General features: G+C 59.1%; 15 protein-coding genes. 7 read left to right on the top strand and 8 right to left on the bottom strand.

What is annotated here, in order from left to right; translation table 11 throughout:
- The first annotated feature begins 118 nt into the window (after positions 1 to 118).
- Positions 119 to 7,681, top strand: coding sequence for a T9SS outer membrane translocon Sov/SprA (gene sov / locus M3089_RS11205; RefSeq protein WP_249084163.1), 7,563 nt, complete (start codon positions 119 to 121; stop codon positions 7,679 to 7,681).
- Positions 7,682 to 7,730: 49 nt separating this feature from the next.
- On the opposite strand, the gene M3089_RS11200 is transcribed toward sov, so the two are convergent.
- The gene (locus M3089_RS11200) at positions 7,731 to 7,943 is read right to left on the bottom strand and encodes a hypothetical protein (RefSeq protein WP_249084162.1); all 213 of its coding nucleotides are present in this window, start codon (positions 7,941 to 7,943) and stop codon (positions 7,731 to 7,733) included.
- A gap of 397 nt (positions 7,944 to 8,340) precedes the next feature.
- Between M3089_RS11200 and M3089_RS11195 the strand changes: the two genes are divergently transcribed.
- Complete coding sequence (locus M3089_RS11195; protein WP_249084161.1) at positions 8,341 to 12,213, top strand: pectinesterase family protein; 3,873 nt, start codon at positions 8,341 to 8,343, stop codon at positions 12,211 to 12,213.
- 139 nt (positions 12,214 to 12,352) lie between these two features.
- Here the strand turns inward: M3089_RS11195 and M3089_RS11190 are convergent, their stop codons facing one another.
- Positions 12,353 to 12,763, bottom strand: a complete 411-nt coding sequence (locus M3089_RS11190; RefSeq protein ID WP_249084205.1) for a fluoride efflux transporter FluC — start codon at positions 12,761 to 12,763, stop codon at positions 12,353 to 12,355.
- Positions 12,764 to 12,785: 22 nt separating this feature from the next.
- Positions 12,786 to 14,375 (bottom strand): L-aspartate oxidase, encoded by a 1,590-nt coding sequence (nadB, locus tag M3089_RS11185; RefSeq protein ID WP_249084160.1) that lies wholly within the window; start codon positions 14,373 to 14,375, stop codon positions 12,786 to 12,788.
- A 712-nt stretch (positions 14,376 to 15,087) separates the two neighbouring features.
- Here nadB and dacB point away from each other — a divergent pair.
- The 5 genes from dacB (at position 15,088) to M3089_RS11160 (ending at position 19,342) form a co-directional block, all read left to right on the top strand.
- Positions 15,088 to 16,362: a D-alanyl-D-alanine carboxypeptidase/D-alanyl-D-alanine endopeptidase gene (gene dacB, locus M3089_RS11180; protein ID WP_249084159.1), complete on the top strand. Its 1,275-nt coding sequence runs from the start codon at positions 15,088 to 15,090 to the stop codon at positions 16,360 to 16,362.
- Between the two features lie 73 nt (positions 16,363 to 16,435).
- Positions 16,436 to 17,611: a mechanosensitive ion channel family protein gene (locus M3089_RS11175; RefSeq protein ID WP_205107268.1), complete on the top strand. Its 1,176-nt coding sequence runs from the start codon at positions 16,436 to 16,438 to the stop codon at positions 17,609 to 17,611.
- 241 nt (positions 17,612 to 17,852) lie between these two features.
- Positions 17,853 to 18,065: a helix-turn-helix transcriptional regulator gene (locus M3089_RS11170; protein ID WP_205107266.1), complete on the top strand. Its 213-nt coding sequence runs from the start codon at positions 17,853 to 17,855 to the stop codon at positions 18,063 to 18,065.
- A 6-nt stretch (positions 18,066 to 18,071) separates the two neighbouring features.
- Complete coding sequence (locus tag M3089_RS11165; RefSeq protein WP_249084157.1) at positions 18,072 to 18,401, top strand: HipA N-terminal domain-containing protein; 330 nt, start codon at positions 18,072 to 18,074, stop codon at positions 18,399 to 18,401.
- Complete coding sequence (locus tag M3089_RS11160) at positions 18,401 to 19,342, top strand: HipA domain-containing protein (protein WP_205107477.1); 942 nt, start codon at positions 18,401 to 18,403, stop codon at positions 19,340 to 19,342. Before M3089_RS11165 ends, M3089_RS11160 begins: the two co-directional genes overlap by 1 nt.
- Positions 19,343 to 19,489: 147 nt before the next feature.
- On the opposite strand, the gene M3089_RS11155 is transcribed toward M3089_RS11160, so the two are convergent.
- The 5 genes from M3089_RS11155 to M3089_RS11135 form a co-directional block, all read right to left on the bottom strand.
- Positions 19,490 to 21,235, bottom strand: a complete 1,746-nt coding sequence (locus M3089_RS11155) for an acyl-CoA dehydrogenase family protein (RefSeq protein WP_249084156.1) — start codon at positions 21,233 to 21,235, stop codon at positions 19,490 to 19,492.
- 82 nt (positions 21,236 to 21,317) lie between these two features.
- A complete protein-coding gene (locus M3089_RS11150) occupies positions 21,318 to 22,340 on the bottom strand; it encodes an electron transfer flavoprotein subunit alpha/FixB family protein (RefSeq protein ID WP_249084153.1) in 1,023 nt (340 codons plus the stop codon).
- A gap of 145 nt (positions 22,341 to 22,485) precedes the next feature.
- The gene (locus tag M3089_RS11145) at positions 22,486 to 23,355 is read right to left on the bottom strand and encodes an electron transfer flavoprotein subunit beta/FixA family protein (protein WP_249084150.1); all 870 of its coding nucleotides are present in this window, start codon (positions 23,353 to 23,355) and stop codon (positions 22,486 to 22,488) included.
- 181 nt (positions 23,356 to 23,536) lie between these two features.
- On the bottom strand, positions 23,537 to 24,628 hold the full coding sequence (gene dinB, locus M3089_RS11140) for a DNA polymerase IV (RefSeq protein WP_249084148.1): 1,092 nt from the start codon (positions 24,626 to 24,628) through the stop codon (positions 23,537 to 23,539).
- Positions 24,625 to 25,188, bottom strand: a complete 564-nt coding sequence (locus tag M3089_RS11135) for a 4'-phosphopantetheinyl transferase family protein (RefSeq protein ID WP_249084146.1) — start codon at positions 25,186 to 25,188, stop codon at positions 24,625 to 24,627. Before M3089_RS11135 ends, dinB begins: the two co-directional genes overlap by 4 nt.
- Positions 25,189 to 25,279 lie beyond the last annotated feature (91 nt).

Genomic DNA, 25,279 nt, shown 5'->3' with positions numbered 1-25,279 from the left:
GGCGGGCCGCCGCGCGAGTCATTGTGCCGGCCGCTTTGCCAACATGATTTCCCGCCCCGGCCGGGGGCCTGCCGCAGACGGCGGGCCTGCCGCGGACAACAACAACAGTAACAGACCGATGAAGAGAACGCTCTATATACTCATATCGCTGCTCAGCGTGTGTGCGCTGGCCATGCCGCCGCAAGACGACAAGACCGCCGCCAAGCGGCCTGCGCCCAAGGCGCAGCCAAAGCTCGTGGCCGACGACGAGCCCATACCCGACTCGCTGCTCCACCCGCGCTGGAAGATAAAGAAGACGGCACCCGTGGTGGTGGAAGACCTCGACTCGTCGGCCATCGACCTCAAGATGCCCGACAACATCAGGCAGCAGGTGGAGTATGACGACTCGCTCGACATGTATCTCATAGGCTCGAAGATTGGCGACACTTACCTCAACGCGCCGGTGCTCATGACGCCCGAGGAATACAGGAAGTGGAGCGAGAGGCGCTCTATGCAGGAGTTCTTCAGGCGCAAAGACGCCGAGAACGTGGCGGCAAAGGGCAAGGAGAAATTCTCGTTCACCGACATGAAGTTCGACCTCGGGCCCGCCGAGAAGATATTCGGCCCCGGAGGGGTGCGCATAAAGACCCAGGGTACGGCCGAGCTGAAGCTGGGCATGACGATGAAAAACATCGACAACCCATCGCTGCCGATAAGGAACAGGAAGACGAAGTCGTTTGACTTCGACGAGAAGATAAACCTCAACGTCAACGGAAAGGTGGGCGACAAGGTCAACATGAACCTCAACTACAACACCGACGCCACCTTCGACTTTGACACCAAGAACATCAAGTTGCGCTACGAAGGCAAGGAAGACGAGATTATAAAGCTCGTCGAGGCAGGCAACGTGACGTTCCCCTCGAACTCGTCGCTGATAAAAGGGGCCAGCTCGCTGTTCGGAGTGCGCACCGACATGCAGTTCGGCAAGCTGAAACTGCAAACGGTCATATCGCAGAAAAACTCGACCACGAAGAGCGTCTCGTCGCGTGGCGGGACGCAGACCACACCGTTTGAGCTCGACGTGGCCGACTATGAGGAGAACCGCCACTTCTTTCTCTCTCACTACTTCCGCGAGCGCTACGACCAGGCCATGTCGTCGCTGCCAAACGTGATGACCGGCATCAACATAACGCGCGTGGAGGTATGGGTGACCAACAAGACCGGCACGACCAGCAACACGCGAAACATCATAGCATTCACCGACCTCGGCGAGGGCCGCCACACGTCTAACCCGATATGGGGGGGCACGGGCGACGTGCCGCCGCAAAACTCGGCCAACACCGAATACTCGGCCATGACCACTCAGTATTCTGCCGCACGCGACATCGACCAGGCCAACTCCGTGCTCGACGCCATAAGCGGGTTTACGGGCGGTGTCGACTATGAGAAGGTGCAGAGCGCCCGGCTGCTCACCTCGTCGGAATACACGCTCAACGCGGCGCTGGGCTACATATCGCTCCGTACGTCGCTCCAGTCGGACCAGGTGCTGGCCGTTGCCTATGAGTATACGCTGGGGGGAGTGACCTATCAGGTAGGTGAGTTTGCCTCGGACAACACCAACACCAACGAGGCCATATTCGTAAAGTCGCTCAAAAACACCAGCAACACGCCGGAAATGGGCAACTGGCGGCTGATGATGAAAAACGTATACTACCTCGCCTCGACAGTTGAGAAGACTAAATTCCGCCTCGACGTGAAGTACCAGAGCGACACTACGGGCGTCTACCTGTCGTATATCCCCGAGCAGCAGGTAAAAGACAACATCATCATCAGGGTGCTCGGGGCCGACCGGCTCGACAACAACAACAAGCCGCACGCCAACGGCTACTTCGACTACGTGGAGGGATACACCGTCAGCAACGGGCGGGTGTTCTTCCCAAAGGCCGAACCGTTTGGCTCATACCTCTACAACTACCTTGTCAGCGCAGGCGTCCCGGCCGACAGGGCGGAGCACTACGCATTCACAGAGCTGTACGACCAGACCAAGACCTCGGCCAAGCAGATAGCCGAGAAAAACAAATACATACTCACCGGACAGTACAAGGGCACATCGGCCAACGTCATCTCGCTCGGGGCTTACAACGTTCCGCAGGGCTCGGTGGTCGTCACCGCCGGCGGGGTGGTGCTCACCGAGGGCACAGACTATAGCGTAGACTACTCGGCGGGCGAGGTGACGATACTCAACCAGAGCATCATCGACGCCGGCACGGCCGTCAACGTGAGCCTGGAGAGCAACACCGACTATGGCATGCTGCGCAAGACCATGTTCGGACTCAACTGGGAGTACGACTTCACCAAGGACTTCTTCATCGGCGGTACGTTCCAGCGGCTGCACGAACAGCCACTGACGTCGAAGGTGACCATGGGCTCCGAACCGCTCAACAACATCCTCTGGGGGCTCAACATCAACTGGAAGAAAGAGAGCCAGTGGCTCACCAACGTGCTCGACAAGCTGCCATTCCTTCACCTTACGCAGCCTTCGCAGATATCGTTCACGGGTGAGTTCGCCCAGCTCATTGCCGGACAGGCCGGCGGAACGCAAGACGACGCATCGTATATCGACGACTTCGAGAACACCAAAAACGGCATCGACGTGTCCGACCCGAAGTCGTGGTTCATCTCAAGCACGCCGTCGCTCTTCCCCGAACACGACGACCGGACAGGGCTGACCAGCGGCTTCAACAGGGCACGCATGGCGTGGTACAACATCGACCCGCTCTTCACATACGAGAGCAGCACCCTGACGCCCGACCATATCAAGAGCGACCTCAACCAGCTTTCAAACCACTACGTGCGCGAAGTGTTCGTGAGCGAGCTCTATCCAAACCGCGACCAAAGCTCATACAACGGCGCCACGTCGACGCTCGACGTGCTCAACATGGCTTACTATCCCACCGAACGGGGCCCCTACAACTTCAGCACAAGCCTCAACCCCGACGGTTCGCTGCAGAACCCCGAGGGAAAGTGGGGAGGCATGATGCGAAAACTCGACACCAACGACTTCGAGACGGCCAACATAGAGTATATCGAGTTCTGGCTGCTCGACCCGTTCATATATACAAGGACGGCAGGCGACGCTGCCGACTATGGCGGCGACCTGTACATAAACCTGGGCGAAGTGAGCGAGGACATACTGCACGACGGCAAGAAGTTCTACGAGAGCGGCATGCCGGTGGACGGCACCAGCAGCTTCACGACAACGCAATGGGGAAAGGTGCCGGTGCAGGCCACGCAGACTTACGCCTTCGCCACCACCTCGGGGGCGCGAGCCATGCAGGACGTGGGCTTCAACGGGCTCACCGACGACGAGGAGCGCACGTTTGAATCTTACACGGAATTCAACAACTTCGTGCAGACTTTGGCCAACGACAGCATCCGCAACGCATGGACGCAAGACCCAGCCAACGACAACTACCACTACTTCAGGGGCTCGGACTTCGATGCACAGCAGACGTCGATACTCGACAGATACAAGCGCATTAACAACCCCCAGGGCAACTCGCCCGACAACGACGGCAACAACGAAAGCTACGACACGTCGTACAAGACGGGGCCCGACGTGGAAGACATCAACCAGGACTACACCCTCAACGAGTATGAGCGATACTACCAGTACAAGGTGAGCATACGGCCGGAAGACCTCAACGAAAACAACATCGGGCACAACTACCTGGCCGATGTGCGCGAGGTGGTCCCCCCGCTGCGCAACGGCAACAAGGAGACCGTGCACTGGTATAAGTTCCGAATACCCCTCAACTCTGAGGATGCCGAGCGCATCGGCTCCATAAGCGACTTCACCTCGATACGCTTCATGCGGATGTTCCTCACCAACTTCAAGCGTCCCGTGGTGCTTAGGTTTGGCAGCCTCGACCTCGTCAGGGGCGAGTGGCGCACGTATGAGCAGACGCTCGACAACAGCGCGAGCAGCAGCGGAACATTGGAGACGAGCGCCGTCAACATAGAGGAGCACAACGACAAGCAGCCCGTCAACTACGTGTTGCCTCCGGGCATCAGCCGAGTGAGCGACCCGTCGCAGCCGCAGCTCGTCGAGAACAACGAGCAGGCGCTCAACATGACGGTCAACAACCTGTCGAAAAACGAGTCGAAGGCTGTTTACAAGAACACCAACCTCGACCTCCGACAGTACAAGAGACTGCAGCTGTTCGTCCACGCCAACGCCCTGGCACAGAACACCACAAACCTCCAGAACGACCAGTTGGCTGTGTTCATACGCCTTGGCAGCGACTACAAGAACAACTATTACGAGTATGAGATACCGCTCAAGCTCACCGCGCCAGGGCAGTATGACAAGTATTCTACCACCGACTGTGCCCTCGTATGGCCCGCCGACAACATGCTCGACATTGACATGAGCGTGTTCACCGCCCTGAAGAAGGCCCGCAACCAGGCCCGTGCAGTGGGCGGGGCGTCGTACACGAGGGTCTACTCCGAGTACGACAGCGACAAGCCCAACAACAAGGTGAGCGTCATGGGCAACCCCTCGCTGGGCGAAGTGAAGACGATGATGATTGGTGTGCGCAACATTTCCGGTTCGGTTAAGTCGGGAGAGGTGTGGGTCAACGAGCTCCGCCTGCTCGAATTCAACAACAAAGGCGGCTGGGCGGCATCGGGAGCGCTCAACATGCAGCTCTCCGACTTCGGCACGGTAAACCTTACCGGCAAGATGATGACCGACGGGTTTGGCGGCCTCGAGGAAGGCATTGCGGCGCGGTCGACCGACGATTACAAGACATACAGCTTCACGGCAAACCTCGAGTTGGGCAAGTTCTTCCCCGACAAGGCCAATGTGACCATACCGTTCTATTACTCTGTCACCAAGGAAGAGACGCGCCCGAAGTACAACCCGCTCGACACCGACATGGCGCTTGACGACGCCCTCGAGTCGGCGGCCAACGAGCAGGAGCGCGACTCCATCGAGTCGATAGCCGTGACGAAGACAACCAACACCAACCTTTCGTTCTCAAACATGCGTGTTGGCATAAAGACCAAGCGCCACCCCATGCCTTACGACCCGGCCAACTTCTCGTTCAGCTACAGCCATTCGCACCGGTACACGTCGGGCGAGACCACCGTCTACGAGAAGGAAGACGAGTGGAGCGGGTCGATGAACTACAGCTATACGCCCGTGTACAAGTCGTTTGAGCCGTTCAAGAAGCTCAAGGGGAAGAGCAAGTGGCTCAACTTCCCGAAGGCGATAGCGTTCAACTACCTGCCGCAAAACATCGCGTTCAACACTGACATCACCCGCAACTACTACGAGTTGCAGGAGCGCGACATGGAGAGCGTGGGCGGTTCGCAGCTCCCTCTCAACTTCAGTTCGCAGTTCCTGTGGAACCGTGACTTCTCATTGCGGTGGGACCTGACAAAGAACCTGCACATGAACTTCCAGTCGGCCACACACGCCGAGATAGAAGAGCCATACACGCCGGTGAACAAAGACCTCTATCCCGACCAGTACAAGGTGTGGAAAGACTCTGTGAAGCAGAGCCTGAAGAACCTCGGGACGCCGCTCGACTACCAGCAGACGTTCACCGCCTCATACCAGTTGCCGCTCAACAAGTTGCCCATATTCGACTGGCTCAACGCCGACGCCAGCTATACGGCAAACTACTCGTGGGTGAGGGGCACCGAGCTCGACGACGGAACGTCGCTCGGCAACACCATCACCAACAACCGAAACCTCAACGTCAACTCCACGTTTAACATGGAGACGCTATACAACCACGTGCCTTTCCTCAAGAAGGCAAACGACGAGGTGGGCAAGGTCAAGCCTAAGGTGCGCCGCCCGGCAGCCAAGCCGAGGCCCAAGAGCGTTTCGCAGGCGGCCAAGGGCAAGGACAGTCTGCTCGTGCAGACACCTGCCGACAAGAAGCAGGCCATGCAGTTGCCGCGCAACAAGAACACCTACCAGCGCGAGATAACGCTCAAACCCGACACCACCGTCACCGTGGCCCACGGCAAGAAGAGCCGCCGCCTGCGCGTGACCGCCCGCACCAAGGACGGCCATCCGTACAAGCTGAAGTACAAGGTGATAGACGACAACAAGATACTCATACGCAATCTTGACACCGTTCAGATAAAGCTGAGCATCACCCCCAAGGAACCGCTCGACAAGCAGTGGTGGTATAAGCCGGCCCAGTATGCCGCGCGCTTAATGATGATGGTGCGCAGCGTGGGCATATCCTACCGCAACCAGTACTCCATGTCGCTGCCGGGATTCCTGCCCAACGTGGGCGACATGCTCGGGCAGCGCACGGGCGGCGTCATGTCGCCGGGCCTCGACTTCGCTTTCGGCTTTGTCGGCGACAGCTATTTGCAGAAGGCTTACGACAACAACTGGCTGCTGTGCAACGACAGTGTGGCCACCCCGGCCACCACCAACAGCAGCGAGGACTTGCAGATAAGGCTCACGCTCGAGCCCATACCCGACCTGAAGATAGACCTCAACGCCAGCCGCACGGTCAACACTTCGCGCAGCATACAATACATGTACGACGGCATGCCAACCACGCAGAGCGGTTCGTTCAACATGACAACCATAAGCCTGAAGGGCGCCTTCGAGGGGATGGGCGACGCGAGCAACGGATATGCGTCGAAGACCTTTGAGCGGTTCTGCGCCTCAATCGACGGTTTCCGCGACAGGGTGCAGGCGCGCTATGCCAACACGAGGTATCCCAACGGCACTTACGACGCCAATGGCATCAACCTGAGCGGCTCGCCCTACAACCCCGAACTGGGCGAGGTCAACAGGTACAGCGCCGACGTGCTCATACCGGCATTCCTGTCTGCCTACACCTCGGGGGCCGGCTCGTCGCTCGACATATTCCCGACGCTCAAGCGGCTGCTGCCCAACTGGACACTGAAGTACAGCGGACTGAGCAAGCTGCCGTGGCTGCGCGACCACTTCAAGAGCGTAAACATCAACCACTCATACAAGAGTGTGTATGCCGTGGGCAGCTATGCCACTTACAGCACTTACCGTGAGTACATGGACGGACTGGGCTTCATCACCGATGCCACCACGGGCAACCCGGTGCCGAACAGCATGTACAACGTGAGCACGGTGAGCATCAACGAGGCCTTCTCGCCGCTGCTCGGCGTCGACCTTACGCTCAACAACAACCTGACGTGCAAGGTTGAATACCGCACCACGCGCGTGATAAGCCTTAGCATGACCAGCATACAGATCAACGAGGCGCTTAGCAAAGACTGGGTGATAGGCATGGGATACAAGATTAGCAACTTCAATCTGTTTGGAAGCGGGGCGTCGCGCAAAATCAAGAAGACGCAGCGTGGCAACAAGAAAGCCACCGACACGAAGCAGGCTACGTCGACCGCCGGACGCACATCGGGCGTAAACCACGACCTCAACCTGCGGCTCGACATATCGTTCCGCAAGCAGGCCGCCATAACCCGCGACATTGCTACGGTTACGAGCGCCGCCAGCAGCGGCAACTCTGCCTTCAAGCTGTCGTTCTCGGCCGACTATACGCTTTCGCGCCTGCTCACCCTGAGCGCATATTACGACCGCCAGACCAACACGCCGTTGCTGGCCAGCAGCAGCTATCCTACCACTACGCAAGACTTCGGGCTGAGCCTCAAGTTCTCGCTCACGCGCTGACCGTGGGGCCTGACAACGGTCTCGGACTGATGCCGAGGCACATCTGCATTCAAGGCAGATGTGCCCCGGCTTCGTTTGCGGCCGTGGCCCGTTGCACAGCCACTGCTGCCGCTGCTGCTGTGGCCGTGGCTGCGGCAGCGCCAAGGTGGTGCATTGCAGGCTGCTGCAGGTCGAAGCCGGCAGCAGGCACGGCTGTCGGTGTGTCGTGGTTTTTCACCTGCCGCCATGCGTTCTTGGCCGCGCGGCTATGTGTCTGTGCCACAGGCGGTTGGCCGCGGCCACCGTTTTGCCTTGCAAAACGGGCCGTCCGGCGCGCCAATATGGCCTGTTTGGCATTGCTCTATGGGCCGTTTCGGCCGGCCGAAGGGCCTCCGCCATGTTGCCGGCAGGGGTGTGTCGCCGATTTTTACCGCGTCTTTGGCCCAGCGCTTCCGCGGCCATGGCGTTGCCGGTAGCAGGGGGTGAAGTGTTGGCATATATTTGGTTGTGGTGGGTAAATTGTTTGCTCTGGGATGAAAAGTTGCTGCCCGACGGCTCCTTCGCGGTGAAAATAATGTGGCAGCGGATGCTTTTGCGAACCAAAAGTCAATTTTTACACTGTGCCGTTGGCATAATAATGTATCTTTGCCCACGATAAATGGAACCTAAAACTTATCAAAATGAGCAGAAAACTACTGACATTTGTCGTGCTTCTCCTCGCCGGCCTGACAGGCCGCAGTGTCGAGGCAGAGGCCGCAGCTCCTGTAGACGTGCCGATGGCCGACGGGAGCTATGTAGATTGGAATGATGCCATTGAGCTAACCAACTGCACTGTCGAGAACGACGGGGCAAACGTTGGGAGCACCGGCAGTGGCACTGTTGTCAAATTCGATGTGCGCAACACGGTAGAGCAAGACTACATACTGTCGTTTGCCACCGGCGCCAAGGATGAGGCCACGCTGCGCCTCACGCTGGCCGGCGACGGCGGCACGGTGCTCGACACCGACGTTACCGTGACCGACACCGAGTCGTGGGACCTCACCGACGAGCACCGTTACCTGCTTTCCTCGCTGCCCGCGGGCAGCTATACGCTCACTTTCGCCGTTACTGAGACCACCGGCAGCTACGCCGGCAACTGGGGGCGGCTGTCGTTCGCGCCCGCTTCGGGCTACGACCGCGTGCCAGGCGCAATAACGCTTGCCGGCGGCACGTACACCGGGGGCATGCGGGTGGAGTCGGCCGGCAACGTGGGCTACATCAGGAATGACGCCGCCGCCTCTTACGGCTTCATCTGCACGCAGGCCGGGGCCTACAGTCTCACGATGGACATGGCGCGGTATGACGGCGGCACAATGCTGGTTACGGTGGCCGATGCATCGACGGGAGCGACGGAGGCAAGCACGTCGTTCGCCATTGACGAGAGCGTGTCGGCGTCGTATGCCGAACAGTCGATAGTGCTGCCTGGCTACATCTCTGAAGGCCTGAAGACCCTCACGCTGGCTTTCTCGTCAGAGTCCGACGGGTATATATGCAACTACCAGAACGTTGGCTTCAACCACCTGGCGTCGCTCATGGCTTCGGTCACCGGCGTGACCATAGCCGGGCAGACGGTGGTCGGGGGCGATTCCACCGACTGGCTGTGCAACCTACCGACGGATTACGACGGTGAAGAGGTGACGTTCGGGGTTGAGTCGCAGAACTGCACGCTCTCTGTGACAGCCGCCGACGAGGCCGGCAACCCCGTTGCCGTCACAGCCTTGGCCGACGGCAACTATTCTGTGCCTGTGCCCCAGGCCAACACCGCCGTGGTGGTGGCCATGAGGGTGGAGCCCGTTGAGGGCGCCGCCGCCTTGCAGGAGGAATATACGCTGCGCCTGTTCCGCCTCGGCGACATGCTGATGACAGCCATCACGGTTGACGGCGAGGAACTGCCGGCCGAGACGCTCGACGCTCTCAACGCCGACGCACACGAGGCTGTGTTTGGCGGAAATGTCTATACGGCCTTGCCAAGGGTCGAGGCCCGCTTCATCGATGGCACCGTGGCCGAGGGCGTTGGCGTGCTTATGGGCACATCGGCCACGTATACCGTGACCGTGGCCGATGGCGATGCCACACGCGAATATGTGCTGACGGTCGAGGGAGTGCATATATATAATATGTCGGAAAACGACGAGACAGTGCAGCTGAAGTACACTTCGGAGGGCAAGAGCGGCGACGGCACATGGACAAACGGCCTTTACACGCTCACCACCGAGAGCCTGGACGGATGGAACAACAGCAGCTTTAAGTTCAACTCTGAGGTCAACACGTGGAGCGTGCCTGCCGATGTGGTTGTAAAGCAGGTGGTGTTCAAGGACTTCAACGCCAACTACAACGCCGGCGAACTGGCATCGCTCACTGCCGGCGACGCCATGGTGTACATACCGACCAAGCACGGCTACGACGAGCCCGATGCCACGATGTACGACCTCGTGGTAAACATTGAGGGCCACAAGGCCGGAACCCCCATCACGTTTACGCTGCAGGGAGGCGGCCAGCCCGTGGCTTGGTTTGAGCTGACTGTAGAGAAGCAGGCTGTGACAACGCCGCCGGTGCCCACGGCAACAAGCGTGACGCCTACCGACAACAAGAACCACTGCATGGTGACGGTGGCTTTCGACCGCGAGATGCAGGCCACCGAAGCTACCATAGGAGGGCAGACCGTGACGGCCGAGGGTGGCTCGTCGACGCTTTACTTCCCCGTGTGGGACTTGCAGTACGACACCGACTACACCTTTACAATAGCCGCCGGGGCCGCCCGCGACACCTACGGCAATGCCAACGACGAGCCTGTTGTCATACCCGTCAGCGTGGGCAGCAAGGCTGTTGCAGCCAAGGCCGCCTACGACTATGTGGTTTCCACGGCTGCCGAATTCTCTGAGGCGGTGGCTGCCGTCAACGCTGCCAACACTTCGGCCGACGCCCCCCGCAAGACGATATTCATAAAGAACGGCGACTACGACTTCGGTTCGGCCGAGCAACGGCTCACGGCCTACAATGTGTCGCTGGTGGGCGAGAGCCGCGACGGCGTCGTGTTGCACGGCCTGCGCGACGGCATCAGCAACCCGGTGCTCAACCTTCGCGACCGCACGGGCTTCTATCTGCAAGACCTCACCGTGCGCAATGATTACGACTATGGGGCTTCTGAGCTCAAGGGGGTGGCCGTGGCTGTCTACGGTGGCAACAAGACGGCAATGCGCAATGTGCGCATGCTCAGCAACCAAGACACTCAGGTGACCGGCGAGAGGGCTTATTTCGAAGACTGCGAGATACACGGCACCGTCGACTTTATATGCGGCGGAGGGTCTAACTACTACTATAACACCGACTTGGTGCTTGAGAACCGTGGCGGCAACTGCATTGCGGCGCCTTCCACCGGGGCCGGGCTCGACTTCGGCTATGTGTTCGACAGCTGCACCATAAGCTGCGTAGAGGGCAGCGAGGCAGTGGTAGACGGCACTTACTCTCTGGGCCGTCCGTGGCAGAACGAGCCGCGCATTGCCTACATCAACACCACGATGGAGGTGTTGCCGCAGGCGGCCGGATGGGCCTCGATGGCCGAATTGCCCACCCATTTCTTCGAGTATGGCTCCATCGACGGCGATGGTGAGCCCGTAGACCTGTCGGGACGCACCAACTCTCCGTCGAGTACGAATGCCTACAACCCTGTGCTCACTGCCGAGGAAGCCGCCGCCTACACGCTGCGCAACGTGCTCGGAGGCACCGACAGCTGGCTCCCGACCGAAGAGACTGCCGTGAGCCAGGCTCCTGTGGTGGCCATAGAGGGCAGCACCCTGCGTTGGGCCGACCTCGACGACGCACGTTGCTACGTGGTCTTCCGCGACGGACAGTATCTCGACAACACCACCGCAACGTCTTGTGAGTTGCCCGGCGAGGGAACCTACACTGTGCGTTCGGCCAACGCCAACGGCGGCCTGGGCGGTGAGTCGGCACCGGTGCGCTATGCCACGGAGGTGGCCGTGGGCGCTTCCGGCTGGGCTGCGGCATGCCTGAGTTACGATGCCGAAGTGCCCGAGGGGGCCAAGGCGTATGTCATTTCGTCTGTCAGGGCCGACGAGGCCGTGCTCACCGAGGTGGCCGGCATACCGGCCGGCGAGGGCTTCATCATCCATGCGGCCGAGGGGTCTTACACGTTCGGCAGGTCGGCAGCGGCCCCCGAGCCTGCAAGCAACCTGCTCGTGGGCACGTTGAGCCCCGTGGATGTGGCTCCGGCCAGTGTCTATGTGCTGGGCGATGACGAGGCTTCCGGCGCACCGTCGATGCGGCTCAACACTGCCACGGCCATCGAAGCCGGCAGCGCTTACATGCCCATGCCCGACGGCGAGGCCAAGGATGCCTACCGGCTTGTGCTCGATGGGGCTTCTGCCATAACGTCGGTTGAAGGCGGCGATGCCCTTTCCGGCCCGGCATACAATCTCGGCGGCCAGCGTGTGGGCAACATGCAGAAGGGCGGCATCTACATCGTTGGCGGCAAGAAGGTGATGAAGCGTTGAGCCACAGTGGCTGCTTGACACGCCCCAATGCCGCGGGCCGGAGTGCTTGAGACATTGGCTGGCAACAGAAAAAGGGCGCAACCTCGGTTGAGGTTGCGCCCTTTGGTGTGTCTTGACGGACGGTGTGGCGGCTTGCGGCCTATGCCATCCTGGCAGCCCAGTGGCCAGCTGCAAACGCCATGAAGCCCAGCATGAGGCTTGCGGCAATGTAGGCGGCCATGCCGGTGAGGTTGTCTGCACGCATCATCGAGGTGTTCTCGCTGATGAATGTAGAGAATGTGGTGAAGCCGCCGCAGAACCCCGTGGTGAGGAAAGCCCTGCCCTGGGGCGGCAGCATGCCGCCGGCGGAGGGCAGCCCGGCCACGAACCCGATGGCGAAACAGCCCAGGGAGTTGACCGCCAGCGTGCCTAACGGCAGGCCCATGGCGGCCGGAACCGACGCCCGGGCCACCGCCGCTGCTACATGGCTGTCGACATAGCGCGACACCAGCATGCGCAGTCCGCCGCCCACAAAGCTGCCGGCACCGACGATGAGAAAGTCTTTCAGCATTGCTGTATTGGCTCCGTCGGGGTTATTTCTTGTCGTAGGCATGCACCGGATAGTCGATGGTGTAGTGCAGTCCGCGGCACTCTTTGCGCTCAAGGGCCCATCGGGTGATGAGGTAACCCACGTTGATCATGTTGCGGAGCTCGCAGATGTCGCGGCTTGCCTTGACGCGCTTGAACAGCCGTTCGGTCTCCTCGTACAGCATGTCGAGCCTGTCCCACGCGCGGTGCAGGCGCAGGTCGGAGCGCACTATGCCCACATAGTTGCTCATTATCTGCCCCACCTCCTTGACGCTTTGCGTTATGAGCACCTTCTCTTCGTTGGTCATGGTGCCCTCATCGTTCCATTCGGGCACCCTGTCGTTGAAGTCGTACTCGTCGACATGGGCCAGTGAGTGCCTGGCGGCGGCGTCGGCATATACCACCGCCTCTATGAGCGAGTTGCTGGCCAGCCTGTTTCCGCCGTGCAGGCCGGTGCAAGAGCACTCGCCGATGGCGTAGAGCCGCTCGATACTCGACTCTCCGTTGAGGTCGACCTTGATGCCTCCGCACATGTAGTGGGCCGCAGGGCGCACCGGTATGTAGTCGGTGGTGATGTCGATGCCTATCGTTTTGCACTTGGCATATATGTTGGGGAAGTGGCGCTTGGTCTCCTCGGGGTCTTTGTGGGTCACGTCGAGGTAGACATGGTCGATGCCGTGAATCTTCATTTCCTTGTCTATCGCCCTTGCAACGATGTCGCGCGGCGCCAGCGACAGGCGCTTGTCGTATTTCTCCATGAACGAGCTGCCGTCGGGCAGGCGCAGCACTCCGCCGTAGCCCCGCATGGCCTCGGTGATGAGGAAGGCGGGATGGGTTTCGCCCGGGTGGTAGAGCGCTGTGGGATGGAACTGCACAAACTCCATGTCGGCCACCGTTCCCTTGGCCCGGTATACCATTGCCTCGCCGTCGCCGGTGGCAATCACGGGGTTGGTCGTGGCCTGGTAGACGGCTCCGCAGCCCCCGGTGCACATCAGGGTCACCTTGCTCAGGTAGGTGTCAACCTTCTGCGTGTCGGGGTTTAGCACGTAGGCGCCGTAGCATTGTATGTGTGGCGAGCGGCGTGTCACCCTCACGCCGAGGTGGTGCTGGGTTATTATTTCCACCGCAAAGTGGTTTTCCTTTATCTCAATGTCGGGGTTGCTGCGCACGGCAGCCATCAGTCCGCGCTGTATTTCGGCCCCGGTGTCATCGGCATGGTGAAGAATCCTGAACTCCGAGTGGCCCCCTTCGCGGTGCAGGTCGTACTCGCCGTCGGCCTTCTTGTCGAAGTTCACCCCCCAGCTAACCAGCTCCCTGATTTGTGCCGGGGCGTTTCTTACCACTTGCTCCACAGCGCGGCGGTCGCTGATATAGTCGCCGGCGATGATGGTGTCCTCTATGTGCTTATCGAAATTGTCGACTTCCAAGTTGGTCACCGAGGCCACTCCGCCTTGTGCAAACGAGGTGTTGGCCTCTTCGAGCGTGGTCTTGCATATCATGCAGACCTTGCCCTTGTGCGCCCTTGCTATCTTTAGGGCGTAGCTCATACCGGCGACTCCTGCGCCGATAATCAGAAAATCGTACTTAAAAACCATATCGCTTGTATGTTTATATGGCTGCAAATGTACATAAAAAAACTGATTCCGAGAAACATGTCGGCGTACTATTAGGTTGCGCGGCCACAATTTTTTGAGGGCATTGCGGGCTGAGCGGCCGTCTTGCCGGGCTGCGGGGCCACTACGCCATGCGTCAGGCACGCTCACGTGGTGTAAATATTGTTTGCAGAAATAAAGGGTTGCGCCATCTTGCAAAATAGGATTTGCAGGCCGGCGCAAGGCCGGAAATATGCCGGCAGGGGCCATCCAGCCTTGCCATTCGGGCCGTTTGGCATGGCAGAATAGGCCGTTTCGTGAAGCCGGATGGGCCATTCGGCATAATGATTCGGCCTGTTTGGCGGGGCTGGAATTGGTGGTTTTGCATGGCGGTTTGGCCGTGTTGTCGCATTGCGATGCCGTGTCGTGGCCACCATACAGCCTGGTTGCGCCGCCAACGGGCTCTGTGTCAGGGTGTTGGGCGTTGCTGCGCGAGAGTGGCTTATTTACGCCCGTGGGCGCCCTCATGGCCGCACAGGCCGCTCTCATGATGCTTGTTGTAAAATAAAATCATCCCGGCGGCAAAGGCTGCGCCACCGTTGGCGCCGTTGGTCGGGCCATGCTCCGTGGGGCAAAAGTGTCGATTGGCTGCCCACATCCTTTGCCGTTAGGCTGATTTTTATTAATTTTGCAGAGACAGAACAAATAAAAACGCATGATACCATTACTGAGGCGCTTTGCCTCCATTTTGCTTCTTGCCCTTGTGCCTGCCTGTCTGCATGCCCAAGACAGCGTCCACGGTGACGACGGCGGGGAGGATTCGCTCGGCGTGGCCTTGGCCGATACCACCGCCGCCGACAGCATTGAAGCCTTGGGCGAGCCGGCGTGGCCGGACAATGTGGCCGGGCGGATAGACCGTTTGCTCGGCAATGAGCTCTTCAATCGCTCGCAGGTGGGCCTGATGGTCTACGACCTTACGGCCGACAGCGCCATCTACTGCCACAACGAGCGCCAGCTGCTGCGCCCGGCGTCGACGATGAAGGTGGTCACGGCGATTGCCGCCATCGACCGCCTGGGCGGTTCTTTCCAGTTTAAGACCACGCTCAGCTACACCGGCGCAATAGAAGACGGGGTGCTCAACGGCGACGTCTATCTCGTGGGTGGCTTCGACCCGCGGTTCAATTCAGACGACATGGGCTCGTTTGTCGACGGCATTAGGCGCATGGGCATCGACACCATACGCGGCAGGATTGTTGCCGACAAGAGCATGAAAGACGCCGACATGCTGGGCGAGGGGTGGTGCTGGGATGACGACAACCCGGTGCTGTCGCCGCTGCTCATATCGCGGCGCGACGTGTTTGTGAAGCGATTCGTTGACAGGCTGCGCGACGAGGGCGTGGTGGTAGAGGCCGACACCGTGGCCGGGCGCCAGCCGGGAGGGGCCTACGAGGTGGGAACGCGCACCCATACCATCGACCAGGTGCTGATGCCGATGATGAAAGAGAGCGACAACCTGTGCGCCGAGGCTCTGTTCTACCAGCTCGGGGCGTCGACCGGGGCGCACCCCGCAACGGCGCGTGACGCCCGCACGGTGGTGAGGAGGCTTGTCGAGAAGGTGGGCCTGAGGCCCTCGGACTACCGCATTGCCGACGGCAGCGGACTGTCGCTGTATAATTATGTCACCGCCGAGCTCGAGGTCATGCTGCTGCGCTACGCCTATCAGAACACCAATATATATATGCACCTGTTGCCGTCGCTGCCCGTTGCCGGCGAAGACGGAACGCTCAGGAGGCGCATGAGGGGCACGTTTACATCGGGCAACGTCAAGGCGAAGACCGGCTCGGTGACTGCCATCAGCTCGCTTGCCGGCTACTGCACGGCGGCCAACGGCCATGTACTGTGCTTTGCCATCATCAACCAGGGCATTAGGCGGGGCTCCGAGGGGCGTGCGTTTCAAGACAGGGTGTGCGAAGCCCTCTGCCGGCCGTAGCCGCCGTGGCTGAGTGGCCCCGCTGCCTACTGGCACGCCTTTGGGCGCAATTAACAACAAACAACTTAGGTAGATGAAAGATTTTGTCAACACCATAGAGCTGTGGCTCGGCCACATAGGGGTGGGCCCGGGCATGGCCGACGTAATAACCACGGTTGTGATGATACTGCTCACGGCGCTCATGGCGTGGGCGGCATACCTCGTATGCCACAAGGTGGTGGTGCCGCTCGTGGTGAAGTTCGCCTCGCGCACGGTCATAGAGTGGGACGACCTGCTCTTCAACCCCCATTCGCTGCGCGCCGCATGCCGCATAGTGCCGGCGGTGGTGGTGTGGATGCTGCTGCCCGCCGTGTTCTGGCGCACGCCGTTGGTGCAAGACATCATGGCGCGGGCAACGGCCATATACATCACTGTCATGTCGATGTTGCTGGGCATCTCGCTCGTCGACGCATTCAAGCGGTATGAATACAAGCGCCACGCCGCGCTGCAGCAGTACTACCACACGTTCTGCGGAGTGCTTAAGATTCTCATCATTTTCCTTGCCGTGATAGTCATGGTGGCCATCGCCATCAACCGAAACCCGCTCACGCTCATTGCCGGCCTGGGCGCCACGTCGGCCGTGCTGATGCTCGTTTTCAAGGACACCATATCGGGCCTGGTGGCGGGGATACGCCTTACGAGCAACGACATGCTTCATCGCGGCGACTGGATCACCGTGCCCAAGGCCGACATCAACGGCATTGTGGAGGACATTACGCTTACAACGGTCAAGGTGCGCAACTTTGACAACACCATACTTACCATCACTCCACAGACGCTTGTCGACGATTCGTTCCAGAATTGGATAGGCATGAGGCAGGGCGACGGGCGCAGGGTGAAGCGCCTTGTTTACTTCGACTTCAGGTGCATACGCCCTGTAGACGACGGCATGCGCCGGCTGCTGGTCGACAAATACGGCTTCGATGAGCGTGAGATGCAGCCGGGGGTGGTCAACATGACGCTCTTCCGCCGTTACGTTGAGCGCTATCTCGCATCGCGCGACGACGTGAATACCGCGATGCTCTTCATGGTGAGGCAGCTCGAGGCCACCAACACTGGGCTGCCGCTCGAGTTTTACTTCTTCCTCAAGCAGAAAGAATGGAAGCCTTACGAGCACCATCTGGCCGCGATAATGGAATATGTTTATTCCATAATACCCGATTTCGGGCTGCGTGTCTACCAGCGTTATTCAGACGGGGCACGGCCCTGACGCTGCGTCAGGCGCCGTCAGGGCGCTGTCGGGGCGGGGTGGCCGACGGCGGCGAATGATGTGATGACAGTCGTGGCTGAAGCTATGCCGGAGTGGCGTGAGGTAGCTGGCGCGGCCTTATGCGGCCCCGTTTATTATACCCTTACGGGTGTAATAGAAAGCAAAATCAAATAAATTATACCCAAAAAGGTATAATATTAATGATTTATATGTATCTTTGTACCCAAACGGGTATAATAGAATGGTTAATGTTATAGCAGATTTTGTTAAAGAAATGCGCCGCCAGTTCGGGCTTACCCAGGTAGACCTGGCCGACAAGTCGGGCGTGGGCCTGCGCTTTGTGCGCGAGCTGGAGCAAGGCAAACAGACGCTGAGGCTCGACAAGGTGAACCAGGTGCTGGGGCTGTTCGGGCGGCAGGTGGGCCCCGTCGACATTGTCCAACATCAACAGTGATAGCCCATGAAGAGAGCGAAGGTGTATGTACACGACCGCCTTGCGGGGTGGCTGTCCGAAGACGAGAGCGGTTTCACGTTTGAATATGACCGCGACTATCTTGCGGCAGACGGCGCCGAGGCAGTGAGCCTGACGTTGCCGCTTCGCCGCGAGCCCTACAAGGCCACGGTGCTGTTCCCGTTTTTCGACGGGCTGATACCCGAAGGGTGGTTGCTCGGCATTGCCGAGAGAAGCTGGAAGATAAACCGCCTCGACCGCATGTCGCTGCTCTTGGCATGTTGCAAAGACTGCATTGGGGCGGTGAGTGTGGTGCCAGAAATGACGGAGGACTGCTGATGGGCAAGTGTCTGTATTGTTACAAGGAACTGAAAGAGGGCCAGGTTGACTTTCATCCGGCCTGCGCCCGCAAGTTTTTTGGCGTTGCCACGGCACCGAAGCTGCCATACGTGCGTTCGCAGCTGGGCGACCTGGCCAAGCGGGTTGTGCGCAGCCAGACCACGCTCACCGGCGTACAGGCCAAGCTCTCGCTCGACCTCAGCCGTGGCGGGCGCGACGAGCCCGACCGGTTTACCATCGTCGGGCTGTGGGGCCGGTTTATCCTGAAGCCGCAGACAAGTGCCTACAGGGCCTTGCCCGAGCTGGAGGACGTGACCATGCACCTGGCCGAGGCTGCCAAGATAAGCGTGGTGCCACATTCGCTGATACGCTTTGCCGACGGCGAACTGTGCTACATAACGCGGCGGATAGACCGTACGAAGGATGGAGAAAAGGTGGCCATGGAAGACATGTGCCAGTTGTCGGAGCGCCTCACGGAGTATAAGTACAAGGGATCTTACGAGCAAATAGCCAAGATAATACGCCGGTTCTCGGCCACTCCGCAGCTCGATGTGGTCAACTTCTGGGAGGTTGTGGTGTTCTCTTGGATAACAGGCAATGCCGACATGCACCTAAAAAACTTCTCGCTTTACAACAACGCAGGCCTCGGATATACGCTGACGCCAGCCTACGACATGCTGTCGACGGCGTTGGCCATGCCCGAAGACAACGAGGAACTGGCCCTGACGCTCAACGGAAAGAAGAACAGGTTGCGCAAGGCCGACTTCCATAAGGCCATAACGGCATCGGGGGTTGACGAGAAGGTGATAGAGAACTTGTCGCGGAAGTTCGGCCGCGTGCTGCCCAAGTGGTTTGAGCTGATAGACCGCTCGTTCCTGCCCGACGACCTGCGGCGCAGTTACAAGAACCTGATATTGCGCCGCATGGTGTTGTTGCGGTAGGGTTGCTGGGCGCCGGCCGGCCGCTGTGGCCCGGTGAATGACAGGTTTGGCTGCCCGGCACGGCCGTGTTCCGCCCACCGTAGTAAATGAACTACCCTCAAAGGTTGCCTGGGGCATGCCTTTGAGGGTAGCTTTTCGTGCTTGTTGTCATTCCTTGCAGCACCGGCATTGCTCTGCGGTGGGCATGCCGGTCTTGAAGTACACGAGGTCTTCCTCGATGAAGTTTTTCACGTATGCCGTCTTTCCGATAACCTCTTCTTCGGCATGGCGCACATATACGTGGGCACTCTTGAGGAACAGCTCGGGAGCCCTGCTGGCATCGTCGATGATGAGCAGCGCCATGAGAATGTCGCCGGTCATGTCGTAAAGGCGGCGGGCAAGGAAGTCGTGCACCTCTTGGCTGCCTGCCTCCTTGACGTAGTTGACGGCTTGCTCGTACATCTCAATGAGCTTGCCTACGCGAATCTGCAGCGGCCTCATGTCCTCGGAGACCTCGCTTTCTATCATTTCCTTCATTATGCCAAGGTAAGTGCCGTTGGTGATGTAGCGTATTGCGGCTACAACCTGCAGCTGCGTGGTGCCTTCGTATATTGAGAATATGCGGGCGTCGCGGTACAGGCGCTGGCTCTTGTACTCCATTATGAAGCCCGAGCCGCCGTGTATCTGTATTGCATCGTAGGCGTTCTGGTTGGCATATTCGGAGTTCATGCCCTTGGCTATCGGGGTGAAGGCGTCGGCAAGGCGCGCATATTTCTTTTGCTCCTGGCGCTCCTCGGGTGTCAGCTTGCGCTCGCGGGCTATGTCGTCGAGAGCCTTGTACAGGTCGACATAGCGTGCCGTCTGGTACAGTATCGAGCGTCCAGCGTCGAGCTTGGCCTTCATGCGCGACAGCATGTCGTAGACGGCGGGGAAGTCGATGATGGCCGTGTCAAACTGGCGGCGCTCCTTTGCGTAGGCCAGGCCCTCGCTGTAGGCGGCCTGCGACACGCCCACCGACTGTGCGGCTATGCCGAGCCGGGCCCCGTTCATAAGCGCCATGACATACTTTATGAGCCCCATGCGCGTGCTTCCGCACAGTTCGGCCTTGGCGTTCTTGTACGTAAGCTCGCACGTGGGCGACCCGTGGATGCCCAGTTTGTGCTCTATGTGGCGCACGTTGACGCCGCCCTGGCGCTTGTCATAGATGAACATCGACAGTCCGCGGCCGTCTCTTGTGCCTTCTTCAGAGCGTGCCAGCACGAGGTGGATGTCGGAGTCGCCGTTGGTGATGAACCTCTTGACGCCGTTAAGCAGCCAGCAGCCCTCCTTCTCTGAGTAGGTTGCCTTGAGCATAACGCGCTGGAGGTCGCTTCCCGCGTCTGGTTCGGTAAGGTCCATCGACATGGTCTCGCCTGCGCAAACGCGCGGAATGTACTTCTGCCGCTGCTCTTCGCTGCCGAATTCGTACAGAGTCTCGATGCAGTCTTGCAGGCTCCAGATGTTCTGGAAGCCCGCATCGGCCGACGCCACCATCTCCGATGCCATCGAGTAGGGCGTTACGGGCAGGTTGAGGCCGCCATAGCGGCGCGGCATGCTTACGCCCCAAAGCCCTGCCTTGCGCGTGGCGTCGAGGTTCTCGTATGTCTTCGAGGCGTAAATCATGCGCCCGTTCTCGAGGTGCGGGCCCTCTTCGTCAACGCTTTCAGAGTTGGGCTCAATGATGTTTGCGGCCACGTCGCCCGTTATCTCGAGCATTTTCTCGTAGTTCTCCATTGCGTCGTCGAAGTCGACGGGAGCGTCTTCATACTTGTCTTTGTCTGCAAAGTTGCGCTCCTTGAGCTCGACTATGCGTTTCATCAGCGGGTGATGAAGGTGGAACTTCAGTTCCGGCTGGTCTGTATAGTAATTGGCCATTGGTGTTGCTTTATGTTTGTTAGTGCTTTGAGCGGGGCATGCCGGCCTGTTGCGTCGTCCGCCTTGTGCCCTGCCGAGCTTGTTACTTGCTGTTTTGTTTGTAGTATTTGATGAGCTTTGGCACCACTTCTTCGACAGTGCCGGTTATCACATAGTCGGCAATCCTGTTGATGGGAGCGTCCGGGTCGCTGTTTATGGATATGATGATTCCCGAGTCCTGCATGCCGGCTATGTGCTGTATCTGTCCCGAGATGCCGCATGCGATGTACACCTTGGGGTGTACCGTTACGCCTGTCTGTCCTATCTGCCTGTCGTGGTCGGCCCATCCTGCGTCGACGGCGGCACGGCTTGCGCCCACCTCTCCGTGCAGTTCCTTTGCCAGTTTGAACAGCGTGTCGAAGCCTTCCTTGCTTCCCACGCCATAGCCACCGGCCACAACGATGGGCGAACCCTTAAGGTTGTGCTTGGCAGCTTCCACATGTCGGTCGAGCACTTTGACCACGAAAGCCTCCTTCGACACATATTTCGTAACGTCGGGGTAAGCCACTTCGCCCCTGGCCTGGCCGTCGTAGAGCGCTTTCTGCATCACTCCGCTGCGCACGGTAGCCATTTGCGGGCGGTGGTCAGGGTTGACGATGGTGGCCACGATGTTGCCTCCGAATGCCGGGCGGATTTGGTACAGCAGCCCGTCGTAGTGCTTGCCGCTCTTCTTGTCGTCGTATGTTCCTATCTCAAGCTGCGTGCAGTCGGCTGTCAGTCCGCTGGTAAGCGACGACGACACGCGCGGCCCGAGGTCGCGCCCGATGACAGTTGCGCCCATGAGGCATATCTGCGGCTTTTCCTCTTTGAACAGGTTTACGAGGATGTCCGTGTGGGGTGCCGATGTATAAGGGAACAAACCATCGCCGTCAAAGACAAAGAGCTTGTCCACGCCATAGGGGAGTATCTGGCTCTCAACCTTGTCCTTGATGCCTGTTCCGCATACTACCGCATGCAGTTCCACGCCCAGTTCGTTGGCCAGTTTGCGGCCCTTGGTGAGCAGTTCCTGCGAAACCTCCTTCACCTCGGTGCCTTCTATCTCTACATATACGAATACGTTGTCCATAAATTTGGTGTTAAGTATTGAATGCCCTGCACTGTCCGGCCCTGTTGCCGGGTTGCCTTTCCATTTTGCGGGCGTCAAGCCGGCAAGCCCCTGGCTTGGCTTTCATGGCCTTGTTGCGGGCGGTTCAAAATCAATGAAACATTGTTTATCCTATTATTTTCTCGCTAAGCAGTTCCTTGACCATGCCTTCTATGTCGGCGTCGGCAGCTGAGAGCCTCTTGCATTCCTTTGCCTGGAACACGATGTTCTGCACCGCCTTCACCTTCGTCGGCGAGCCGCTGAGCCCGCACTGCTGCGGGTCGCCGTCGACGTCGGCCACCGACCATTGGTTGAGAGTGAGGTAAGGCCTCTCTTCATACAGCTCGGCGTAAGGCATGCCGGGCGTGCGTTCCATCGGCGCCGTGGCGTGTTTGTATTTCATCACCAGCTTTGCGTTGCAGGGGCGGCATGGCGCTGCGCTGCCGTTGACGGTGATGACAATGGGCATTGGCGCCTCCACGGTCTCTACGCCACCGTCGATGTGCCGCCTTATGGTGAGCTTGCCGTCTTCGCATTTCAGTATTTCCTCGGCGTAAGTCACCTGGCTCAGCCCCAGTTTCTCGGCCACTTGCGGGCCCACCTGTGCCGTGTCGCCGTCGATGGCCTGCCGTCCTCCGATGACAATGTCGACCCCTCCTATTTTCTTTATCGCAGTGGCCAGTGCATAAGAAGTGGCCAGTGTGTCAGCCCCGGCAAAGAGACGGTCGGTAAGCAACCATCCGGTGTCGGCACCGCGGTACAGTCCTTGCCTTATTATTTCGGCTGCCCTTGGCGGCCCCATGGTCAGTATGCCCACCGTAGAGCCTGGGTTTTGCTCTTTCAGGCGCAGGGCCTGCTCCAATGCGTTGAGGTCTTCGGGGTTGAATATTGCCGGCAGTGCAGCGCGGTTTACCGTGCCTTCTGCTGTCATGGCGTCCTTCCCCACGTTTCTGGTGTCAGGGACTTGCTTGGCAAGTACAACGATTTTCAAGTTCATATTTATTAGATAGTTATTGTGAATCTTGTGTGATTAGTATAGGCTGTCGGCATGAACAAGACAGTCAACGGCAAAGGTAATTCTTTTTTGGCGTTGAGCCAAAGAAATGGATATTAAAAAGTTTGAACGTTGTTTCAAAAGCATTGTGGCGCCATGGTTTGCTGTTGGCGTGGCGGCAGTGTCAGTCTTTGAAATCGATGTAGCTTTGCACCCACTCTGCCCTGTGCATTTCGGATTCGGGCAAAGGGTTTGACACAGACAGGCCAATGAGCCTGATGGGGTGGTTGGCCGAGTATTCCACCTCGCCGAGCAGCCTTTTTGCAGCCGGCAAGATGTCGTCTTTAGTCTGCAGGAGCTTGTTGGTGGTTATGCTGCGGGTAATCTGCGAGAAGTCGGAGTACTTTATTTTCAGGGTCAGCGTGCGCCCCTCAAACTTGTCGTTCTCTATCCTTCTTGCCAGTTCGAGCACCGTATGGTACAACTCTATAATCACTGTCGACCGGGTGCTGATGTCGCTTTCGAGCGTATGCTCGCATCCTACGGACTTGCGTACGTATTCCGTTTCCACCTGCCGAGTGTCTATTCCGCGGGCGAAGTCATAATACGTGCGTCCCATTTTGCCGAACACTTCGGTGAGGTGTCGCATGGAGCATTTCCTCAGGTCGGCCCCGGTGAAAATGCCAATGTAGTGCATGCGTTCGGCGGTGCGCGGTCCCACGCCCCAGAATTGCTCAACCTTGAGCGATGAAATGAATTCGAGCGCGCCTTCCTTCGGTATTACCGTCATGCCGTCGGGCTTGTTGAGGTCGGATGCTATCTTCGCGAGAAACTTGTTGTAAGACACTCCCGCCGACGCCGTGAGGTGCAGTTCGTCGCGTATGCGCGTCCTTATTTCCTGCGCGATTCCGGCAGCCGAGTCGATGCCGCGTTTGTTTTCGGTGACGTCGAGAAAGGCCTCGTCTATCGACAACGGCTCAATCTTGTCGGTATATTCGCGGAAAATGCCCCTGACCTGGCCGGAGACGGCCCTGTACACCTCGTATCTGCCAGGCACGATGACCAGTTGCGGGCACAGGCGCTTGGCCCGTGCCATTGGCATAGCCGAGCGAACGCCATACCGGCGGGCCTCGTAGCTGGCTGTAGACACCACGCTGCGGGGCCCGTCGTGGCCCACGGCGATGGGTTGTCCGCGCAGCTCGGGATTGTCGCGTTGCTCAACAGATGCAAAGAAGGCATCCATGTCGATATGTATGATTTTTCGTTCTGTAGTCATTGTTCGGTGCAGACGGTGAACACGTAGTCACGTGCGGTGTTTACGGTTGTGGCAAACCTGGCGGAAGTGTTGACGAGCACGCTTTTCAAATCGCGCCTGATGCCTTCGCCGGTGAGCTTGAGCAGGCTCTCTTTCATTGTCCACAGCCGTGCGAAAACGATGTCGGGCGACGGCGAGGATTCCACCTGCTCGACCTCGGCCTCGCTCAAGACGCGTCGCGCCAGTTGCGGGTTGTATGGCCTGATGCTTTCGATGTCGGCCCCTACGGGCACGCCGGCGATGGCGCACAGGGCAGCCTTGGGGCAGTGGCTTAGGTTGAAGTGTATGTCGGGGTGGCCTTTCAGGTATGGCTTGCCCCCCGGGAGGAGGGCGAGCTCGGGTGGGGCTTCGAGGCCATAGCCAGCCTTGAGGCCTTGCCACAAAAGCATGTAGGCTGCTGCGTTGAGCTTGCGGTCTATCTCATGGCGGTAGCGCAAGGCCTGCTCGCGCCGCCATTGCGGAAGCTGCTGCAGGGCAGCTGCCAGGTCGAGAGAGGTGATGTCGTCGTTGAGGTATATCATGATGGGAGGGCTGGGGTGATGGGAGGTCTGGGAGGTCTGGGAGTTTTGGGAGCTCTGGGGTGATGGGAGCTTTGGAAGGCTGGGGGAGCCC

The organism is Marseilla massiliensis (genome assembly GCF_023336985.1).
In the GTDB taxonomy this organism is placed as follows: domain Bacteria; phylum Bacteroidota; class Bacteroidia; order Bacteroidales; family Bacteroidaceae; genus Prevotella; species Prevotella intestinigallinarum.
This window is presented reverse-complemented; position numbering and strand designations above follow the sequence as displayed.